Genomic DNA, 20,951 nt, shown 5'->3' on the forward strand with positions numbered 1-20,951 from the left:
CTCTGCTTCAAACCCGGCGGCAGCCTACGTCACATTCTTCAACAGCAAACTATTAATATGAGATACCTGTACACACTGTGCGTGGTATGCATGACCACGTTTATTGCCCACGGGCAATGGAGCGATACCAAAAACCAGTTTTACGACACGCTGCACATGCCGGTAGCAGTAGCGGCCAACAACCAGGGCAATAGCATCGTGATCCGCAGTTACCCAGATAGCGGATGGATCGTCATCTGGGAAGATTCACGCACCAACTTTGGAGACATAGACATCTATGCCCAGAAGTACGATAAAAACGGCGTTGCTCAGTGGGCCACAAACGGAATACCCGTTGCTGCAGGCCCCGATTACCAGCAGCTCAATCCTTCACAAAACAGCGACTTCAGGTATTACTCCCTCGCTGCTACCGATAGCAGCAATGGCTTTTATGTGGCCTGGCAGGATGCCAACGTGGTCAACACCCACGTAACCAATAAAGCCAGGGTCTGCCTACAACACGTGCGCGGCAACGGCACTAAAGTATTTGCCGATACAGGCCGCGTCATAGCACAGGGCGCTCTCAACGACAACTATCAGTTTGCAGCCCCGCAACTGATACCCGATGGCAACAAAGGATTCTTTATCGGCTACATCCGCATCGGGTTTGCCACCAGAGATGTGTTTGTAAACTGTTATCGCACAGAAGGAGATGACCTGCGGTTTTATGGTGGCCAGAAACTGGATCCCGACGTAACAGAGATCACCACGTTAGGTCCCTGCGGCCTCCGCACAAACTTCAACTACCTCGAAGACTATGTCTATCACTTTAATATCTATCCTGATCTGCAGGGAGGTTGCGGCATCATCTGGACCTTCGAAAGAAATTTTGCACAACCATCCCGTGGTCCCTTTGTAGCTTATAATAAATTATGCCGGGTAAAGAAAGATTCCCGGGTACAAGTATTCCGCCGCACCAATGATATTGCTACTCTAACAGAGATCAACCGCTTCTACAGAAAAGACAGTGTAGTGGCTTTGTATAATTTCCACTCATTCTTCTTTTCGCAGATCTGCCTACCCAATGTAGTGCCCAACGAAAGGATTGAAAATGGCGGAGAGGGATACTTCCTGCTGGATGTTTATAATGAAACTACCAACCCTATCCATGATCTTTACTATCCCAAAGGCGCTGTTATCCAAACCGGCGGCAACGCCAATGCAAATGTGATAGGCATTGTAAGGCGGCTGTACATCAACAACGCCGTTACCACCTTTCACACCAGGGGCTATTATGGACTGGCCGATGAAATATATGATAGCATACCTTATCAGCTACGTAGCGATAATGAAAATCGTTATCGGGCATACAACACCACACGACCTGACGACCTGGATTCAGTAAAAGTCCAGATAGATACCTTACTCGCATCTAGCACCTATTACTACGATTTTCAATTGACAGGCGGAGGTAACCGCGCACTGCTCACCGCCAAAGTAGCCCATCCAGATTATACGAACAGCGGCACGGTACTACTGCAAGAATTGGTGACCAAACCAATAGGGCCACATTACTATTCAGTAGAAGTGAATACCACAGATAAAAAAGGTATTGTCGTAGGACGTGAACTAAGCACTGGCTTCCAGGGATCAAACATCACGTACGACTTACCTATGATCTCGATGGATCACACGGGCAATGCATTATTCTACATCAGCGAATATGGACGATATGTACGCGTGAGTCCAATAGCAGAAGGCGGCAAGTTCAGCTGGGGCGCCATGGGACGTTCCATCGGTAATACATATGGTCCCGATAAAGCATTCGCCGCCCTGGGAGAAGATGGCACCGCCGTTATTGCCTGGCATGATGGGCGACCTACCGTGCCCAATACTACTGCTTACAACGTTTACATGCGCCGGCTGGATACATTGGATGTATACGACTACCTGCCACCAGTGAAGAAACTGATCGGGCTGAACAACTTTGCTAACTTATTACCTCCTTACATACTATACGGACTCAGCAACAAATGGAGTATGTTCGATGCATTGACCCCAACAGGCTGGAGCACCGTGGCTGCCATTGTAGACGACTATAACTTTGGGAATGTGCTGATACAGGCGTACAAAAACAGCCCACTCACCCCCATCAGAACAACAGATGGCAAACCTTATCTCGATAGGAACTACACCATCTTTCCACAAAACAACCTGACTGGCGGAGCTACGGCAAAAGTTCGTCTATACTTTACAGAAGATGAATTTACGCGCCTGAAAACAGCCGATCCTACGATCACCAACCCCGGTAGCCTAGGCATTGTAAAACAACCCAATGGTACGGCCTCCGTTCCGACTACTTATGTTTCAGCACCTACCGATGAATTGATTACACCAATAGCCTGGGGAACGGTGGAAGGAGGTTATTATGTGGAGATCAACGTAAACAGCTTCAGCAACTTCTTTGTCCTGAAGAGCGCTTCCACCCTACCCGTTACCTGGGTCAGCATCGATGCACAGTGGGTAAATAGCACACAAGCGAAAGTGACCTGGAAAGTAGCAGATGAACAGCAAGTAAAGGATTATGTGGTGCAACACAGTACAGATGGAATCAGCTACTCAGAAGTATGTACTGTACCAGCCAATGGCGGCAATCAATACAGCTGCGTGGTACCGGCCAATGGCCTCACTAACCATTACCGCGTACGCCAGCGTGATCTGGACGCACGCAGCAGTGTAAGCAGAACAGTTGTATTACGGCAACAGCCAACAGGCAAGTCATTGACACTGTCGCCCAATCCAACTACTGATCAGGCTATCCTCCGTATTGAAGATGATCATGTGCAGATAAAAGCCCTGTTATTATACAACAGTCAGGGCAAGGAGGTATGGAGAAAGGACGGCATAAGCGCCAGCACTACACAAATACAAATACCCTTACAACAACTACCGGCAGGCGTTTACCACCTGCGAATCAGTGATGGTAATCAATGGCAAACACTGAAACTGATCAAACAGTAACTTGAGCCGACAGCTTACCCAACACAAAGAGTCCTGTCACCCAACAGGACTCTTACTTTCTTTTGTCAGGCTGAGCTTGTCGAAGCCTTCCCACTCACCCAAACAGGTGTGGAATCCGCGGCCCCGATCGTCCCTTTGCGTACTTTTCCTCACTCAAAAAGAGTATTGGAAGCCCCACACTACCGGCAGACATTTGTACAGGAACGCGGTTTCTCAGGCCACTCACGACCTACCTCTGCCACTTATGATATTTCAGCTACTACCTACGGGTCAGCGGCTGAGGATTAAAGAGCGGTGATACTTATAGCAGGCATTAAATAAGTCAACCTTAATGCCAGCGGCAAGGCTGGTGGTCCCACCGGCCTTCCTTATTTCTGCAACGAGACACAAATAATAAGCCTTTCAACCAACATTTTGCTAACCCATATTTATAGCAACCCTCCAGAACCAAAAAAGCCTGTCTTTACAACAGGCTTTTGAAATATCAACAAAGAGATAAAATATTATAACTCCAATAAAGTCTTCACGGGGTCCTTACCAATCAACAACAACTCTGGATTCTCCAGCAATTCCTTCACACGTACCAGGAAGCTCACAGATTCACGACCATCGATGATACGGTGGTCATAACTTACAGCCAGGTACATCATCGGTTTGATCACTACCTGTCCGTTAATAGCCATCGGACGCTCCTGTATCTTGTGCATACCGAGGATAGCGCTCTGCGGCAGGTTGATGATCGGGGTACTCATCAGAGAGCCAAACACACCACCGTTGGTAATGGTGAAAGTACCACCCTGCAGCTCTTCCATGGACAATTTGTTGTCACGGGCTTTACCAGCCAGTTCAATTACTTTCTTTTCTATATCAGCCATGCTGAGGCTTTCCACATTGCGGATAACAGGTACTGTTAAACCACGGGGTGTGGAAACAGCGATAGAAATATCCACGTAATCATGGTACACCAGTTGGTCGCCATCGATATAAGCGTTCACTGCTGGCCATTCCGTTAGCGCGATGGCTGCAGCCTTTGCAAAGAAGCTCATAAAGCCAAGGTTCACACCATGTGATTCCTTGAATTTATCCTTGTACTTGGTGCGTATTTCCATGATCCGGCTCATATCTACCTCGTTGAAGGTAGTGAGCATGGCCGTTGTATTCTTTGCTTCCACCAGGCGGCGGGAAATAGTCTTGCGCAATTGGCTCATCTTCTCGCGGCGTTGGTCGCGGTTGAAGAGTGCCTTACCACCAGTTACCTTGCCGGGGTTGGACAAAGCAGCCAGCACATCGTCTTTTACGATCTTGCCCTGGTAGCCAGTGGGTGTTACCGACTTCGGATCAACTTTCTTATCAGCAATGATAGCGGCCGCAACAGGTGTTGCTTTCACATCATTCGGAACGGAAGTAACGGGAGCCTGGGAAGCAGCTTTTGTTTCAGCAGGAGCAGCCTTAGGCTCTTCCTTCTTAGCAGGAGCGGCAGCACCATTGGAAGCAGGCGCCCCTTCAGGCTTGGCAGCCGCATCATCGATGGTAGCCAGCACATCACCAATGTTCAAGGTATCGCCCTCTTGAGCGCCACGCTTTAAAACACCCGCCTTTTCGGCATTCACTTCAAAGGTTGCTTTTTCACTTTCCAGTTCAGCAATCACTTCATCTCTTTCTACATAATCACCATCCTTCTTCACCCATTTCAATAAAGTCACTTCGCTGATAGATTCACCTACTGTCGGAACTTTAATATCGATCATATAATCAATTTCTTATTACTGGTTTGTTTGCATCCGGTTTGATATAAGCTAAAGGCTAATACCTAAAAGCTAACACCTTTACATTCAGCGCAAGCAAATTACTTCATTTAGATAGAAAAAGCCGTATCAATAATTTCGGTCTGCTCCAGCGTATGCACCTTCAGATAACCAGTGGCAGTCGCAGCGCTGGGCTGACGGCTGATGACACCATAGTTGATCGATTTCAGGTTCATTTGCAGATAAGATGCAGCTCCCATGTTCAGCGGTTCTTCCTGAACCCAGAACCAGGTAGCCTTGCTATATTTAGCATACAGCGCTTCCAGTTGTTTCAGGGGCAGCGGATAAAGCTGCTCTACACGGATGATCGCTGTATCTTTCTTTCCTTCTTTCTGTTGACGCTCGGCCAGGTCGAAATAAACCTTACCGCTGCAGAACAATACCTTCTTAACCCCGTTGGCATCACCTACAAACACATCGTCGATCACCTCTTTGAAACCACCTTGCAGGAACTCTGCTTTGGGAGAGTAAGAACCAGCGTGGCGAAGGTTAGCCTTCGGAGAGAAGTTGATCCACGGCTTGCGGAACGACCAGGCCAGTTGCCTGCGTATTGCATGGAAGAAGTTGGCAGCAGTAGTCACATTGGTAGCTACCATATTCAATTCAGCACACATCTGCAGGAATCTTTCCATACGGGCACTGCTGTGCTCTGGACCTTGCCCTTCATAACCGTGCGGCAGCAACATACCTACACCATTCATGCGGTTCCACTTTTGCTCGCCGGCAGCAATGAACTGGTCGATCATTGTTTGTGCACCGTTGCAAAAATCACCGAATTGTGCTTCCCACAACACCAGTGCGTTGGGGTTGGCCATGGCATAACCATATTCAAAACCCAGTACACCGTACTCACTCAACAAAGAGTTATATATTCTGAACTTACCCTTCGCATCAGGGATTTGGCTCAGGCGGCTGTAAGCTTTATCGGTATTCTCATCACGCAATACAGCATGACGATGAGAGAAAGTACCACGTTTTACGTCCTGGCCACTCATACGCACATCCTTGCCATCCAGCAGCAAGCTGCCATAAGCCATCAACTCACCAGTAGCCCAGTCGATCTTACCTTCTTCGTTGAACAACTTCACTTTATCCTGCAATATCTTTTCTACCTTTTTCAAAGGCTTGAAGTCATCAGGCCATTTCATCAGCGCTTCAAACACTTTCTTGAAGTCGCCTTCACTGATGGCAGTAACAGGGCTTTGGTCGAAATCTTCAGGAGTAGCTTTGCGAAGCGTCTTCCAGTCAAGCTCAGGCTGCTGGTAGTGATAAGGCAGCGGGTTTTGCTTTACCTCATCGAGACGTTCCTGCAGATCGCCCCAGAATTTCTTCTCCATCTCCTTCGCCATTTCTTTGGCGTCGGCTTCACCATTCTCGAGAAGATAGTTGGTATATACTTCGCGGGGATTAGCATGCTTCTCGATCAGCGCATATAAATGAGGCTGCGTGAATTTGGGATCATCACCCTCATTGTGGCCATGTTTGCGGTAGCACACCATATCGATAAATACATCGCTGTTGAACTCCTGACGATAGCGCGTGGCTATTTCCACACACTTCACCACCGCCTCGGCATCATCGCCGTTCACGTGCATCACAGGCGCCTGGATCATGGCAGCCAATGAAGTACAGTAGTCGGCACTGCGGGCATCTTCAAAATCAGTGGTAAAACCAATCTGGTTGTTGATCACAAAGTGGATCGTACCACCGGTATAGTAACCTTCCAGGTCGCTCATCTGTGCTACTTCGTATACGATACCCTGACCGGCTACGGAAGCATCACCATGAATGAGGATAGGCAATATTTTATCAAAATCACTTTCGTATAACACATCAGCCTTGGCGCGGGCAAAACCTACTACCACGGGGTCAACGGCCTCGAGGTGAGAAGGGTTTGGCATCAGCTTCAGGTGGATCGTCTTGTTGGCAGGTGTTTGCACTTCGCTACCATAACCCATGTGGTATTTAACGTCGCCGCTACCCATGGTCTGGTCCAGCTTGGCAGTGCCTTCAAACTCACTGAAGATCTGCTCATAGGTCTTACCCATGATATTAGCCAGCACGTTGAGGCGGCCACGGTGCGCCATACCGATCACTACTTCCTGCACATTGTGGTCGGCAGCCGTATTGATGATGGCATCCAGTGCGGCAATAGTCGTTTCGCCACCTTCCAGTGAGAAACGCTTTTGGCCGATATACTTGGTGTGGAGAAACTTTTCAAACAGAACGCCCTGGTTGAGCTTTTCGAGGACACGCTTTTTCTTCTCTACCGCAAAAGGCTTGTTGAAGTTGCGTTCCATCTCGTTGGTGAGCCAGTCGACCTTCTTTTGGTCGCTGATATACTTGAACTCGAGACCCACGTGGGATGCATAGCAGCTTTGCAGGTGGGCAAGAATTTTACGAAGGGTGGTAGTGCCCAGGCCGATCATATTGCCGGCATGGAAAGTCTTGTCCAGGTCCTCTTCAGTAAAACCGAAGAAAGCGAGGTCGAGGTTGGCCCCCCGGTCCTTCCTTGGACGGATGGGATTGGTCTTCGCAATCAGGTGTCCCTTGTTGCGGAAACCGAGGATGAGGCGGTAAGCGCCTACCTCTTTTTTCCAGTCAATGCCGCCGGCAACGCTTACGGAAGCTTCGGCCACAGCCGTTCCATTTCCATTGGCGCCGGATTTGCCTTCGCTTACTGCGAAATCAAACCCTTCAAAAAATTTCTTCAATTCCGGGTCAACACTATTGGGGTCTTTCACAAAATCCTGGTAGAGACTCTCAATAAAAGCCGGAGATGAGCTGGTGATGTACGAAAAGTCCTTCATGAAGAAGCCGTTGAATGCTATAAAGAATATAGGTATTTAAAATCGGGGTACAAATATAGCCACAGATTCCCTGATTAACAGCCGATGAGGCCATTTTATTGCATTATATAACAAGGAATGACACATACTTGTTCTAAATTAGCCGCCAGATGGGCAATTGGTTTTCCGGGAGTTGTACATTAAAACCCCATTAATGCCGGGTGATCCTAAAATAAATCGGGATTTCTTTTTGAATATTCCGTGATGGACGTTACCTTTGCCGTCCTAAATTTTTCGAAAGAACATGGCAAATCATAAGGCTACCAAAAAAGATGTGCGTCAGGCTACAAAACGCAGGGAAAGAAACAAATATTACGGAAAAACTACCCGTAATGCTATTCGTGACCTGAAAGCCCTGAAGACTGGTAAGGAAGCTACTGAGCAGATGCCCGATGTTGCCTCTATGATCGATAAACTCGCGAAAAGAGGTATCATTCACAAGAACAAGGCAGCTAACCTGAAAAGCAAGCTGACTAAGAAGGTGAATGCTCTCGCCGCTGCAAAATAGTTTTTCCGAGACTCTTTTATAAAGCTACTGTAGTCCCCTCATTCGTGACGGGACTATTTTTTTGTGCCTATTCAAGAGATATAGCACGAGCCGGACAGGTCTGTTGTGGGTAAGAAAATTTTAAATCCTGACACAATTGCAGTATATTTAGCATATGACATCTGCTACTAATCTTATCGGAGTTGCTTCTTTTCATACGACTATGGTTCCAGCCGTTACTTCCCCTATTGTTCTTCAAAAATGTGGTCCGCTTAGCTTTGGTTTAGCTTAAGTCTGGCTTTGGTTTAGTTTTGGTTTAGCTTTACTATACAGCATCCCGCCAGTATCTATACATCAAACTGCCTTCATTCCGGTGGTTGATCTGCTTGTCCATGAACTCCAGGGAAGCTGACTTTGCGCCAAATTGACACGATTCTCGTCCCTCCCAACCATTCCACTTATTGGCTGCGTCATGTAAGCAAACCTCTTTCTATTATGTTGATCGCCCGCCTTTCCCGATACTTCCTGCTGACATGCCTGCTATGCAACTTCTTATCTTCTTTTGCCCAGGAAGACACCTGGAACCTGGACTTTGAACAATATAACTTCCGTTACCAGCAGTTTAGCCCCTGGTACAAGACCTGGTACCACAAAAAGGAACACCGGATTGCCCCGGACAGCACGACCCGCCAGCACGGCCGCTATTCCGTGCGGTTTCAATATGCACCCACTGCCCCGGACAAGTCAGACGGCCAGTTTGTAAACGTCTTTGCCCTGGACGTGCCCTGCAAAAAGCTAAAACTGACCTTTTATGCCAAAGTGGAAGGGACCACACCCGGCGGCGTAGGCTTGCTGATAAGCCAGGACAAGGGCGAGAAAAAGGTAGAATCAAAGACCGTGACCGTCCGCGACACTGCCTGGACCTTATACACCACCGAACTGGACATGGAGAAACTCACCTTTCCCACCGATCATATACGCATTACCACAGGGTACAGCGGCGAGCAAAGTATGTGGCTCGACAACCTTACCCTCTATGCCGATGATAAACCTGTGCAGGAAATGACCTCCTTCTGTAAGCCCATCAATGAAAAAATACAACCGCTGACCAGGGAACAGATCACCCGCCTTGCCTTGCTGGGACAAACCTGGGGATTCCTCAAATACTACCACCCCGAAGTAGCTAAGGGCAGCTTCAACTGGGATATGGAATTATTCCGCCTGATACCCGTTGCCAAAAGCCCGGTCAGTGATGCTATTTTCAGCGACACGCTACTGAACTGGATAAATGCGCTGGGAAAAGTAAAAGAATGTGGCAGCTGTACAGCCGAAATACCCAAAGATGTATTGACCTACAACATCGATCTGGCCTGGATGAAAGACAAACACCTGTCCCCTGCCATCCAGCAAAAACTACAATTCCTGCTGGCCAACAGACACAAAGGCGTCGGACATTATGTGAAATACGAAGGAGGTTCCAATGCATCATTTCCCAATGAACCTGAATACAAGTGGCGCAACAGCGAATACCCCAGCGAGAACTTCCGCCTCCTTACCCTGTTTCGCTACTGGAACATGATCCACTACTTCTATCCTTACAAAAACATCATCGATAAAAACTGGAATGAAGTACTATACAACTTCATTCCACGCATGGCAGAAGCCAAAGACGAGCTTGCCTACAATACATCCCTATTACAACTCATCACCAGCGTCCAGGACTCGCACGCCAACAGCTACAACCGCATCGTGGCCAAACAATATGAGCTGTACCTGCCCGTAACCACCTACCTATACAATGATGAACTGGTAGTAACCGGGCTCTATAATGATTCCCTCGCTGCGCTGGCAGACCTGCAAAAAGGAGATGTGATAGAAAAAGTGAATGGCCGAACTGTAAAAGACCACATTGAAGAAAAGAAAGTACTCATGACGGGGTCCAACTACCCTGCCACACTGCGCAGGATGAGCTTTCAAAACATTGTTGCCGGCGGCACAACACCACAAGTCACCATAACAGTAAGACGCAATGGCAGGTCATCCTCCCGGCAGGTGCAGCGATACACCTATGATCAGTTTGATTACAAGTATAAAAGAGACAGCACTTACTGGAAAATACTACCCGGCAATATCGGCTATGTAAATATGGGCATCCTCGAAAGAACGCAAGTCGACAGCATGATGAAGATGCTGAAAGACACCCGCTCCATTATCTTTGACATCCGCAACTATCCACGTGGCACAGTGCCGGCCATCACAGAATACCTGCTCGATAAACCCGTTCCCTTTGCAAAACTCGCCTATCCGGATTTCGATTACCCCGGAGCATTCAAGTGGATACCCGCCCCTTCACAAAGTGGTCCCTTGAATAATAAACGGAAAGATTTTAAATACGCAGGAAAGATTGTGATACTCGTCAACGAAACATCACAAAGCCATGCCGAATGGAGTACGATGGGCCTGCAGGCGGTGCCCGGGAGCTACACCATCGGCAGCCAAACATCCGGCGCCGATGGTAATTCCGCCATGCTCTACCTGCCCGGAGGACACTCAACTTATATGACAGGGCTCGGCATCTTCTATCCTGATGGATCACCAACACAGCAAGTAGGCGTCAGAGTAGATAAAAAGGTGGTACCAACAGCAGCAGGAATAGCTGTAGGCAAAGACGAAGTGCTGGAAGCAGCTATCACTTACATCAACGAATAAAAGAAAGATTAATCAGGCACCGTAGCGTAATCGGAAGAACGTGGTTTAGGAACATTATCTTGTAGCAAACGAAATTTCAACTCAATGGCTTGCTTGTAATTCTTTTCCATGATCACCAAGTGCTCATAGGACCTTAGTCTTCCTTTCAAAAGCAACAGCTCCAGCATATAGGCTGTTCGCCTTCCAGGGCCTTTCCTGACAAAAGCAATTTTGAACAGAAGGGCTCCTGTTTTTTTAACATGGTACCAAAAGCTTTTGAATAGCTCCCAGCGAAAACTACCCAACCCATGCCGGCCTGTTTTAAGCAGAATCTTATAAGGTTCCAACACAGAGAAACACCGGGAGCTCTCCTTGATATACGTGATATAATAGTCGCGGGTGAGCCTGTTGGTAGTAATAAAATGCTGAAAGGTCAACTCCTCATCGTACCAGATCATGTAACCGGCCAGCGCAATTGCATAAGACAATTCATAATCCCCACCCGAACTTAACTGATGCCCTAATCTGTCGGTAAGCGCACCGGCAAATTCCTGGCGTCGCAAGGTTTCCCAGGCAGCTTTCCGCAACACAGCACCAGCGCCATACACCAGGCGATCCTTCATTTCACCGCTGGCTGCAGCCTGCCGGCCACCCGCATACAGGTTAAACACAACAAGCCATTCGGGAGGAGTTGTCTCATAAACGAATTGGCCATAACCACCCAGCAAACCAATAGACGGATGCCGCATCATAACCGTAAAAGCCCGATCAACATAAGAAGGACTCAGCCAGTTGTCATCATCACACAAGATGATGAATTCATAAGCGGCTGCAGCAAAACCACTTTCCCGTGCATAGGTAAGTCCGGGCTTAGGTTCTGAGATAATCCGTAACTGAATAGGCGTGTCATACTTCGACCACTCCTCCTGCACCAGCTCTACGGTATTATCCAGCGACGCGTTGTCAACCAGAATGACTTCGCAAGGCACTGAAGCAGGCATAACCTGTTGTGCAATATGTTGCAGCGTAACAGGCAGCCGCGCAGCGCCGTTATATGTACAGATCAATATCGTAACACCCGGATTCATCAGTCGATAGGCCGCTTGTAGCGGGGAATTAGAGCTGTTATGTTTAACGCCATCTTGATATACAGCTTGGTTATCTTCCAATACAGCAAAGCATCCTTATGCATCGACAAAGCTTCACGCACCTGCACTTTTGCGCCCATACGGTTACGCAAACCATACCACAGGTCATTGGCAACTTTTAAGCCATAATGCGCATAGAACTTCATCGCTTCTTTATACAAAACTTCCTTTTCAGACTCAGGAAGATATTTTTGAATGGTCCGGATCACCCATTGCAAATCCTTAAGGTTCTTTGCACTGGCATACGATTGCCCGGAAATAGAAGCCATATGCAAACGATAGGCCGCCAGTATTTCCGGCTCATACCCTACCGGATAATGGCGTGCAATACGCATCCACATTTCCCAATCTTCACCGTAATCCACCCCAAAAAAACTACCCAGCTTTTCATAGACTTCCCGCTTCACTGTTACCGTGCAATATTGCAACCGTTGACGCTCAGCCAGCCGCAGCAACCAGTTGTCCAGGATGCCTGCTGTATCCATTTCGGGATCACGTACATACAATGGCTTGCTGTTTTCACCAACATAAGCATACCGGCAGAAAGCAGCTCCAATGGCCGGAAAGCGATCGAACAGACGTTGCATGCTGGCATAATAGCCTGGCTTCACCAGATCGTCGCCATGCAAAATATGGATAAGGTGTCCGGTAGCCCGGTTGATACAGGTTTCAAAATTGCGCAGGCTACCCACATTATAAGGCTGCCGGAAATATTGCACGCGGCTTCCCGCCATATCAGCTACAAGCGCCGCAACATCGGCATCCGTGCTGCCATCATCCACCACTTCGATCTGCATATCTTTCTGTGGAAGTGCCTGCTGCAAAACTGCCGCCAGCGTTTCCTTTAAATAAGCAGCACAATTGTATACAGGGATCATCACGCTCCAGCGCGGCCGGTAACTATCGGCTGGAAGCGGTTGAATAACAGGAGGCGTTAAAGGAATTCTGTCCACCGGCATACGGTTAATTTTCTTTGGTAAGGATTCAATGACCGAAACTAAAAGGAAACTGCGGACGTACAGCGCCCTTCCATTTGCCAAACCAGGTAGTGTTCTCCCGGTAGTCGGCCACTTCGAAATGAATACCTCCCTCATAATAGTATACGGGAATCGACGTGTCCCGGACTACAATGAGGGAAAAATAATAAGCTCCATCGTTTAAAAAATGACCGGGAATATGGCACTCCCCTTTCACCATTCCTTCCTCACATACCACTGCCGGAGAAGCTACATCAAAAATGCACTCACCGGCATAATTGTACAGGTGTAGCCCGGCATTCAACAACACTCCAGCCTCGTTATTCTGAATACAGAACCGAATCGTCAGCGGCGTACGCACATCGATCACCCCTGGAGCAGGTGTGCCCGGTATCAACTCAAACGACAGGATGCGCACATATTGATTGCCCGGCGCCGTACTGGCATCCAGCCACTGGTGGCTTAGTTTATTTTGTTGCAAGCTGCCAACATAATTATTTACTACTTCCGCTGCCGGCCCCATCGCTACCAGCTTACCCCGCTGCAACCACATGGCCTGCTGACAAAGATGATGAACGGCCTGCATGTTGTGACTGACAAACAAAATGGTACGATGACTGTCATTAGCCAGCTGCTGCATCTTATCAAGGCATTTCTTTTGAAAAGCAATGTCGCCCACTGCCAACACTTCATCCATGATCAGGATATCAGGCTCCAGGTGAGCCGCCACCGAAAAAGCCAGTCGCACATACATGCCCGAAGAATAACGCTTCACCGGCGTATCGATAAATTTTTCGATTCCTGAAAACGAGACGATCTCATCAAACTTCTCCCTGATCCGGGCTTTGTTCATACCTAACAGGTGGCCACTGATAAAAATATTTTCGCGCCCCGTCAACTCCGGATGAAAGCCAGTGCCTACTTCCAGCAAGCTGCCCACCGTTCCTTTTCCCCGTACGCGTCCGGCAGTAGGTTGAATAATACGTGATATGATCTTCAATAAAGTGGATTTACCGGCACCATTATCGCCTACAATGCCCCATACCTCGCCCCGGTTGATCTGGAAAGAAACATCCTGCAGCGCCCATATTTCAGCGTTCTGCATCTGCTCCGTTTGAAAAAAAGCATCATCTTGTTTCAACAACCTCGTATTCCACCAGCGTTTAACGTCCTGGCGAAAAGAGCCCGTGCCCGTTACACCAAGCCGGTACATTTTGGAAACACCCGAAGCATCTATAACTACATTACTCATAAATTAAACAACATCGATCAACCTGGCAGATTGTTTATTGAACCATGCCAGTGACAAAACAAGCATTAGGATGATGGACAGGCTACTATAGGCCAGTTGACCGGCGGTAAAAGAACCTTGCCCCAACAGGGCATACCGGAAAACTTCAAAGAGAGCGGTCAGGGGGTTTATATTTACCAGCCACCGGATACCTTGCGGCACCAGCGCCAAGGGATAGATCACAGGCGTTACAAACATAAACAATCGAATACCAAGATGAACAATATTCGAAAGATCACGATAACGGGCGGTCAATATAGAAAAAAGCAAGCCAAGCGATAGCGAAAAAGCGGCAACGAGCAATACGGCAACGGGCACAAACAACAACCAGACATTCAACACAACAGGTTGGCTGCGCCAAAACCAATAATACACAAACACCACGAGTAGCAATACGAGCTGAATAAGAAAACGGGCCAGGTGGGTGCCGGTAATAGAAAAGGGAATGATCAACCGGGGAAAATAAACCTTGCTGTATAGGTAATTGTACCAGGTAAAAATAAAAGCAGTACCGGTAAACAAGTCATTACACAAGCCCCATAAAAGAATGCCACACAGGAAGAACAATACAGGGGGCACTGTGCCAGTAGAGACACCCATCCACTTTCCAAATACCAGCACATACACCACCAGCGTCAACACAGGTTGCAACACGATCCAGAGCGGCCCCAGAATGGTTTGCTGGTAATTGAGCAGGAAATCACGCCGGATGAACCGGAACAACAGGTGACGGTAAGCCCACAACTCTTGAAATGACCAACTGCCCCAGGTGCTGCGACTGCCAACCTCCCAATCCCAGTGATCATTAGTACCAGCGGATAAAGCCATCAATAAATATTATGCTTAAAGATAATAAACGATTATCTACTGCCATCATCTGTATAAATTTAAGTGAAAAGCGGCCCCAACAGCTTTACTTAAAACCGCCTTCCTTATTTTTATGGCATAACCAATCAAAGATGAGAACAATTCTACTGTTTTTCTGTGCCTTTCTACCAACCACCCTCCTCACCGCCCAAACCATCTCTACCAAATACGAACAGACCCAACACCTTGAAACACCCACTTACCAGGAAGCCATCGACTGGTGGAAAATAATGGATGCAAAATTCCCACAGATCAAAATGCAGACTATGGGTCCCACCGATGCCGGATACCCCTTACACCTAATCATCGTGAGCCCGGATAACGACGTAGATATTGCCAGCCTTAAGAAGAAAGATAAAAGAATAATACTGATCAACAACGGCATTCACCCCGGCGAGCCCGACGGCATCGATGCCAGCATGCTGTTGGTGCGCGATATAGTGACCCGCAAAAAAGTATTGCCTGCCAATGTAGTATTGGCCATCATACCTGTATACAATATTGGTGGTTGCCTCAACCGGAGCGCCAACTACCGCGTTGACCAAAACGGCCCCAAAGAGTTTGGGTTCCGTGGTAACTCTCAGAATCTCGACCTCAACCGCGACTTCATCAAAGCCGACTCCAAGGAAGCAAGATCATTTGCAGAAATATTCCACCTCTGTGATCCCGATGTTTTTGTAGACAACCACGTAAGTAATGGCGCCGACTACCAGCACGTAATGACATTATTGACATCGCAACACAGTAAACTGGGTGGCGTCATGGGCGAGTATATGAACAAACAATTTGAGCCAGGTATCTATGGCCTGATGAAAGAAAAAGGTTATGATCTCGTACCCTATGTGAGCTTTGGCGGCGGCACACCCGATCAGGGATTGACCGCTTACTTCGATGGTCCCCGCTACAGCAGTGGATACGCTACGCTGTGGCACACGTTTGCTTTCGTGCCCGAAACACATATGCTTAAGAGCTACGAGCAGCGAGTGCAATCCACCTATGCACTGATGGAAAGCTTCATCGCCTTCACCAGCAAGAACAGCGGCACCATCAAACAGCTCCGTGAGCAAACCAAACAATCCGTAAAACAACAAACTGAGTTTCCGGTAAGCTGGATACTCGACAGGAATAAAACAGCCACCGTAACTTTCAAAGGATTCGAAGCAGGCCGCAAGCCCAGCGACGTATCAGGCCTGCCACGCCTGTACTACGATCGCAGCAAACCTTACGAAAAGGAGCTGAAATACTACAACTTCTTCAATGCAAAGACTACTATCAAAAGGCCGTCTGCGTACATCGTGCCACAAGGATGGTGGAAGATCATAGACCTGCTTAAGCTGAACAAAGTGCAGATGAAGCCATTGGCTAAAGACACTACGATAGAAGTAGAAGTATACCGTATAGAGGATTACAAAACCTCCCCCCGCCCCTATGAAATGCACCACCTCAACAGTGATGTAAAGCTGAGCACGAGCCTGCAAAAAATTGCCTTCCGTAAAGGTGATTATTATGTTCCGCTCAACCAGGTGGCTAACCGCTTTCTGGTAGAAGTATTAGAGCCACAGGGCGACGACTCCTATTTTGCCTGGAACTATTTTGATGGCATCCTCGGACAGAAAGAAGGTTTTAGTGGTTATGCATTTGAAGATATTGCCGCTAAATACCTGCAGGAGCATCCTGACGCGAAAAAACAACTGGAAGAAAAGAAAGCTACCGACACCGCACTGGCCAAAAGCGCCGCAGCACAACTGGATTTTGTATACAAGAATTCACCGTACTATGAACCGGCACACATGCGGTACCCGGTTTTCCGGATCGTTGAACATTGATCATTGAACGACTTAGCCTATGTATAAGATCATTACACTCTTATTCCTCTGCACCTGTTTCATCACCGGCTTCGCACAGAAAAAGAAGTCTGCCGATACCGTGCGCAAGTACCTTGATGGTAGGCTCGCATTGACCAACAAAGCCAATGGGGTGTATGGAGCCCTGGCCATAAGACAAGGAGATCACTGGCTGCTCGTCTCGGCCTATGCAGACACCACTCCTTTATTAAGGGCCTACTTTCAGGATGAAGCATTGACCATCAAAGACGGTCCCTTTATACTTTACCATCCACGAAAGATCAAAATGTTTGCAGGCACTTATGTCAACAATATCAAGCAGGGGGTATGGATGGCCTGGCACAAAAACGGCCAGCTAAAAGATTCAGGTACTTACAAGAATAATCACATGGTCGGAGAATGGCGCGCCTGGAATGATTCAGGGCAAATAGCCACCATACTCAATTTTCCTGCAGACTCCTTAATAAAAACCGTGATACAAGGCTACATAAATCCACGGGATAAAAGGCTCCCCATCCTCACCGGCGATACGACGACAGGTATTTTGCAGGGCCCCGCCATGAGTTTCTACTCCTCCGGACAGCTGCGCGATTCCGGCGCTTATAAATCGGACCGTAAAGAAGGCATCTGGAAACAGTGGTACCCCGATGGGAAACTTGAATCAGTTGGCACTTATGTGAAAAATATACAGGAAGGTACCTGGGAATACTATCGCGAAAATGGCGCGCGCAGCAGCAGAGAAAAATATGTAAAAAATAAAATAGCCGACCTTGAATGCTTTGACGAACAGGGAAACCCTGCAGGCAATACCTGCCCTATATTGAAACCTCCTGTAGCCCAGGGCAAATTCATGGACTTTGATAAGTATGCATTGGACAATATGTTCTGGCCTGAGCAGCTTAAACGCGCCGAAGTGGAAGGAGAAGTGGAGATAGAATACACCATTTCGAAAGATGGGGAACTAAAAAACTTAAGAGTAATACGCACCCCTCACCCACTGATGTCGGCCGAAGTGATCCGTTTCTTCAATACACTCAAATGGTCTCCTGCGGTTTCTCACAACCGCCCAATAGATTACACCACGAAGTATAAAGTGCCTTTTTATCGTTGAGAAGTACAAATTCTCCATCCAATAACAGGGAAAGCCTCGTATTAATATAAAAACTCATCAACTCAGCTTAACGATATTTCCATCGTAAGACCTCCCTTTGTCCTGTGCCTGAATTAGAAAGGCATTAGTTTTTTATCACAAACGTTCGTTCAATACAAAGCTGCACTACCTTTATACTGCTAAAGCTTGTCATTGTCATGAAAATAACTCTACTCATACCAGCCATGGTATGGGCATTATTGTCTGTATCACAAATACAGGCCCAGCACAGGGGCATGCCCATATCCTCCAAATCACTGTTGCTGCCTGTTGGATTGCATCCAACACCACACAGCGTAACCTCATTGATCATTAACAAAAAACACCGGCACCAGGGCAAGGTTACTGCCTATAAAATGAATGGTGATACCTTGTTTCTGGGTGACCTTAAACGAGGTAAGCTTCATGGCACCTGGGTGAGCTGGTACACACCGGAACAACTTTGCGACTCAGGAAGATTATCACACAACATTCCCGATGGAGAATGGAGAAGCTGGTACAGCAATGGACAGCCCCGCTCCGTGCGCAACTATAGTGCCTTTATGCTGCACCGCATAAAAGATGAGATACCACGCCGCGGCACAAAGGCCACTTTCTTTGCCATCACCGATATCGCCCGCACCGACCCATCCTATGCATGGCAACTGCTAACTCCCGTCTATTCATATGTAACTCTTGCTGTCAATGCAGCCAATCCACATGTAGTGGCGCCCCGCACGTTGGAAGCAAGGGCTGAACAAAATACATTGAGTGGGTACCATCCCTATCTACCACCTTTTACCGAGTGCCTGCATCATGGCCTTTACATGAACTACTATGAAGATGGTAAAGTAAAAGACTCGGGCTTCTATCATAATGGCCTGCGCGATGGCGTGTGGATAGAATCATTCAACAACGGAGACATACGCTCTACCGGCGCTTACCACCACGGACACAAGCAGGACAGCTGGAAATACTACACTGCATCCGGCCGGTTGATAGGTATTAAAATGTATAATCGTCGCGGAAAAGAGATCGGAAGCAAAAGATTTAGTTCAACTTCTGATGCTTTGCCAGTCGCCGCGCAATAAAGAAGGTACTGGCCACAATCGTAATACTCAGATAGCCTACCCAGTGATACCGAAGTATCTTCCCGTGGGCGCCCTCCACTACGATCATGCCCGCAATGATCGAGGCAATGCCTGTAAAAAACTGTTGGAAAGCAGCAATAAAACTCATGAACTGACCACGCTGTGCCGGGTTCACTACGGTAGTGATCATGGCCTGCGCCGGAATATTGCGGCCTGAGGAGAAAACAAACCACACAGCGAAAATAGCCAGCACTGCCACAAAAGGAATAGCAGGCATATTGGTGATAAAGAAGATAGGCACTAATGAACAGAACAGGCAAATAGTGAAAATGCGAAACTTGCCATACTTATCAGACAGCTTGCCTATAACAAAAGAAGACACCAGCGTGAAGCTGCCACCGATCATATAAATGAGTGGCGTTTGTGCTTTTGAGAAGCCCAGGTTAAACTCCATGTAAGGATTAATGAAAGGAATGACCATGAAGTGACCCAGCATCAGGAAACCCGACATACACAAGGCAGTCAACTGCGCCTTGTTATCGATAATATCACCCAGCACCTTTCCCACATCAGGTTTGTAAGACGCACCTTCAGCCACAGGTAATAAGTGTGACTGCATAGATGGCAGGAAGCGAACAATAAAAGGCAGGAGACAAGCACCAAGGATTCCGATAAAAATAAAAGGGGCATGCCAGCTGATAAGACTGGCGAGGTATAAACTAAAAGGCACTCCTGCAATAGAGGCCACCGAAAAAGCCATAAAGATGGTGCCCATTGCCTGTCCCCTTTTCTCATAAGGGAAAACATCGGCAATGATGGAAAGTACCTGCGCACCGATCAACCCGCCAAACAAACCAGTTAGGATACGGGCAGCCATCAGCAAACCGGGGCTGGGCGCAATGCCACAACAGACAGTACCGATGATAAAACCACTGTAAGCAAACAACAAAACCTTCTTACGATCGAAGCGGTCTACATAAAAAGCAGCGATAAGGCCAGAGATACATGCAGTAACCGGATAAGCCGCCACAATCCAACTGAAGAAGTGAGTAGATATTTTGAAATAAGGCATCAGGTAATTACCCAATGGCATCATGATCATGAAATCAAGAATATGGGTAAAGTTCAAACACGCCAAAATAAACAGGATAATCCTTTCCTTGCGACTCATATGCAAATATCGGCCAAAATGCGCCGCCAGCGTGACGCATTTTGAGCCGATAGCCAGACTAGACGTATGAATGGCGGTAAAAAGAAGATTAATTGGCGTGTGCCTTTTCCCGGATCACGTAATTGCCAGGCACCGGACCGAAAGAACGCACTACACGGTTCCAGGTATTGATCTGAGCGATCACCAGCGTAAGATGAGCAATTTCATCTTTGCTGAAATACTTGTTCAGTTCATCATGAATATGATCACTGTGTTCTTCAGGACGCAGGTGCGTGAGTTCTTCGGCAAAAGCCAGCGCGGCCTGTTCTTTGGGTGTGTAATAAGGCGTTTCGCGCCAGGCTGATACAGAGATAGCACGCAAAGGTGTTTCACCTACATGCATCAGTTCTTTAAAATGCATATCGATACAATAAGCACAACTGTTGATCTGCGACACCCGGAACTTCAGCAGGTATACCAATTTAGGATCAAGACCTGATTTAGCGATATATGCTTCAACATTGGCTAACGTCTGATACCAGCCTGCGGGTAAGTTCGAAAAAGAAATCCTTTCCATATATTTTGATTTTATGATTTATACATAGAAAACAAAACAGGGAAAGAA

The 20,951-nt window shown here is 47.6% G+C and carries 14 protein-coding genes; 6 read left to right on the forward strand and 8 right to left on the reverse strand.

Annotated elements, in window-relative coordinates; translation table 11 throughout:
• Positions 1-57: 57 nt before the first annotated feature.
• Complete coding sequence (locus AC5JBY_RS27290) at positions 58-3,000, forward strand: T9SS type A sorting domain-containing protein (protein ID WP_495907847.1); 2,943 nt, start codon at positions 58-60, stop codon at positions 2,998-3,000.
• Between the two features lie 503 nt (positions 3,001-3,503).
• Here AC5JBY_RS27290 and odhB read toward each other — a convergent pair.
• Both odhB and AC5JBY_RS27300 read right to left on the reverse strand, forming a co-directional pair.
• Positions 3,504-4,748: a 2-oxoglutarate dehydrogenase complex dihydrolipoyllysine-residue succinyltransferase gene (odhB, locus tag AC5JBY_RS27295; RefSeq protein ID WP_495907848.1), complete on the reverse strand. Its 1,245-nt coding sequence runs from the start codon at positions 4,746-4,748 to the stop codon at positions 3,504-3,506.
• A 107-nt stretch (positions 4,749-4,855) separates the two neighbouring features.
• Complete coding sequence (locus AC5JBY_RS27300) at positions 4,856-7,615, reverse strand: 2-oxoglutarate dehydrogenase E1 component (protein ID WP_495907849.1); 2,760 nt, start codon at positions 7,613-7,615, stop codon at positions 4,856-4,858.
• Positions 7,616-7,898: 283 nt separating this feature from the next.
• On the opposite strand from AC5JBY_RS27300, the gene rpsT reads away from it, so the two are divergent.
• Positions 7,899-8,162 carry a 30S ribosomal protein S20 gene (rpsT, locus tag AC5JBY_RS27305; RefSeq protein WP_119051641.1) on the forward strand — a complete coding sequence of 88 codons (264 nt, stop codon included), beginning with the start codon at positions 7,899-7,901 and terminating at the stop codon, positions 8,160-8,162.
• Between the two features lie 474 nt (positions 8,163-8,636).
• On the forward strand, positions 8,637-10,850 hold the full coding sequence (locus tag AC5JBY_RS27310) for a S41 family peptidase (protein WP_495907850.1): 2,214 nt from the start codon (positions 8,637-8,639) through the stop codon (positions 10,848-10,850).
• Positions 10,851-10,858: 8 nt separating this feature from the next.
• Here the strand turns inward: AC5JBY_RS27310 and AC5JBY_RS27315 are convergent, their stop codons facing one another.
• Genes AC5JBY_RS27315 through AC5JBY_RS27330 form a run of 4 tightly spaced genes read right to left on the reverse strand, consistent with a single transcriptional unit; the run spans position 10,859 to position 15,073 of the window.
• Positions 10,859-11,917 (reverse strand): glycosyltransferase, encoded by a 1,059-nt coding sequence (locus tag AC5JBY_RS27315; protein WP_495907851.1) that lies wholly within the window; start codon positions 11,915-11,917, stop codon positions 10,859-10,861.
• Positions 11,917-12,936 (reverse strand): glycosyltransferase family 2 protein, encoded by a 1,020-nt coding sequence (locus AC5JBY_RS27320; RefSeq protein WP_495907852.1) that lies wholly within the window; start codon positions 12,934-12,936, stop codon positions 11,917-11,919. The genes AC5JBY_RS27315 and AC5JBY_RS27320 overlap by 1 nt, the downstream gene beginning before the upstream one ends.
• Before the next feature lie 25 nt (positions 12,937-12,961).
• Positions 12,962-14,206, reverse strand: a complete 1,245-nt coding sequence (locus tag AC5JBY_RS27325; RefSeq protein WP_495907853.1) for an ABC transporter ATP-binding protein — start codon at positions 14,204-14,206, stop codon at positions 12,962-12,964.
• A 3-nt stretch (positions 14,207-14,209) separates the two neighbouring features.
• Positions 14,210-15,073, reverse strand: a complete 864-nt coding sequence (locus tag AC5JBY_RS27330) for an ABC transporter permease (protein WP_495907854.1) — start codon at positions 15,071-15,073, stop codon at positions 14,210-14,212.
• Positions 15,074-15,204: 131 nt separating this feature from the next.
• On the opposite strand from AC5JBY_RS27330, the gene AC5JBY_RS27335 reads away from it, so the two are divergent.
• From AC5JBY_RS27335 to AC5JBY_RS27345, 3 genes are all read left to right on the forward strand, one after another.
• On the forward strand, positions 15,205-16,938 hold the full coding sequence (locus tag AC5JBY_RS27335; protein ID WP_495907855.1) for a M14 family metallopeptidase: 1,734 nt from the start codon (positions 15,205-15,207) through the stop codon (positions 16,936-16,938).
• A 19-nt stretch (positions 16,939-16,957) separates the two neighbouring features.
• A complete protein-coding gene (locus AC5JBY_RS27340) occupies positions 16,958-18,067 on the forward strand; it encodes an energy transducer TonB (protein ID WP_495907856.1) in 1,110 nt (369 codons plus the stop codon).
• A gap of 197 nt (positions 18,068-18,264) precedes the next feature.
• The gene (locus AC5JBY_RS27345; protein ID WP_495907857.1) at positions 18,265-19,176 is read left to right on the forward strand and encodes a toxin-antitoxin system YwqK family antitoxin; all 912 of its coding nucleotides are present in this window, start codon (positions 18,265-18,267) and stop codon (positions 19,174-19,176) included.
• On the opposite strand, the gene AC5JBY_RS27350 is transcribed toward AC5JBY_RS27345, so the two are convergent.
• Both AC5JBY_RS27350 and AC5JBY_RS27355 read right to left on the reverse strand, forming a co-directional pair.
• Positions 19,136-20,305, reverse strand: coding sequence for an MFS transporter (locus AC5JBY_RS27350; protein WP_495907858.1), 1,170 nt, complete (start codon positions 20,303-20,305; stop codon positions 19,136-19,138). The genes AC5JBY_RS27345 and AC5JBY_RS27350 overlap by 41 nt on opposite strands.
• A 130-nt stretch (positions 20,306-20,435) precedes the next feature.
• The gene (locus AC5JBY_RS27355) at positions 20,436-20,903 is read right to left on the reverse strand and encodes a carboxymuconolactone decarboxylase family protein (protein ID WP_495907859.1); all 468 of its coding nucleotides are present in this window, start codon (positions 20,901-20,903) and stop codon (positions 20,436-20,438) included.
• Positions 20,904-20,951: the final 48 nt, after the last annotated feature.

Source organism: Paraflavitalea sp. (assembly GCF_059502485.1).

What these genes read in the sequence shown, in the direction of transcription:
- AC5JBY_RS27290 (WP_495907847.1), top strand. Translation starts at nt 58, where the DNA reads ATGAGATACCTGTACACACTGTGCGTGGTATGCATGACCACGTTTATT.
- odhB (WP_495907848.1), bottom strand. Translation starts at nt 4,748, where the DNA reads ATGATCGATATTAAAGTTCCGACAGTAGGTGAATCTATCAGCGAAGTG.
- AC5JBY_RS27300 (WP_495907849.1), bottom strand. Translation starts at nt 7,615, where the DNA reads ATGAAGGACTTTTCGTACATCACCAGCTCATCTCCGGCTTTTATTGAG.
- rpsT (WP_119051641.1), top strand. Translation starts at nt 7,899, where the DNA reads ATGGCAAATCATAAGGCTACCAAAAAAGATGTGCGTCAGGCTACAAAA.
- AC5JBY_RS27310 (WP_495907850.1), top strand. Translation starts at nt 8,637, where the DNA reads ATGTTGATCGCCCGCCTTTCCCGATACTTCCTGCTGACATGCCTGCTA.
- AC5JBY_RS27315 (WP_495907851.1), bottom strand. Translation starts at nt 11,917, where the DNA reads ATGAATCCGGGTGTTACGATATTGATCTGTACATATAACGGCGCTGCG.
- AC5JBY_RS27320 (WP_495907852.1), bottom strand. Translation starts at nt 12,936, where the DNA reads ATGCCGGTGGACAGAATTCCTTTAACGCCTCCTGTTATTCAACCGCTT.
- AC5JBY_RS27325 (WP_495907853.1), bottom strand. Translation starts at nt 14,206, where the DNA reads ATGAGTAATGTAGTTATAGATGCTTCGGGTGTTTCCAAAATGTACCGG.
- AC5JBY_RS27330 (WP_495907854.1), bottom strand. Translation starts at nt 15,073, where the DNA reads ATGGCTTTATCCGCTGGTACTAATGATCACTGGGATTGGGAGGTTGGC.
- AC5JBY_RS27335 (WP_495907855.1), top strand. Translation starts at nt 15,205, where the DNA reads ATGAGAACAATTCTACTGTTTTTCTGTGCCTTTCTACCAACCACCCTC.
- AC5JBY_RS27340 (WP_495907856.1), top strand. Translation starts at nt 16,958, where the DNA reads ATGTATAAGATCATTACACTCTTATTCCTCTGCACCTGTTTCATCACC.
- AC5JBY_RS27345 (WP_495907857.1), top strand. Translation starts at nt 18,265, where the DNA reads ATGAAAATAACTCTACTCATACCAGCCATGGTATGGGCATTATTGTCT.
- AC5JBY_RS27355 (WP_495907859.1), bottom strand. Translation starts at nt 20,903, where the DNA reads ATGGAAAGGATTTCTTTTTCGAACTTACCCGCAGGCTGGTATCAGACG.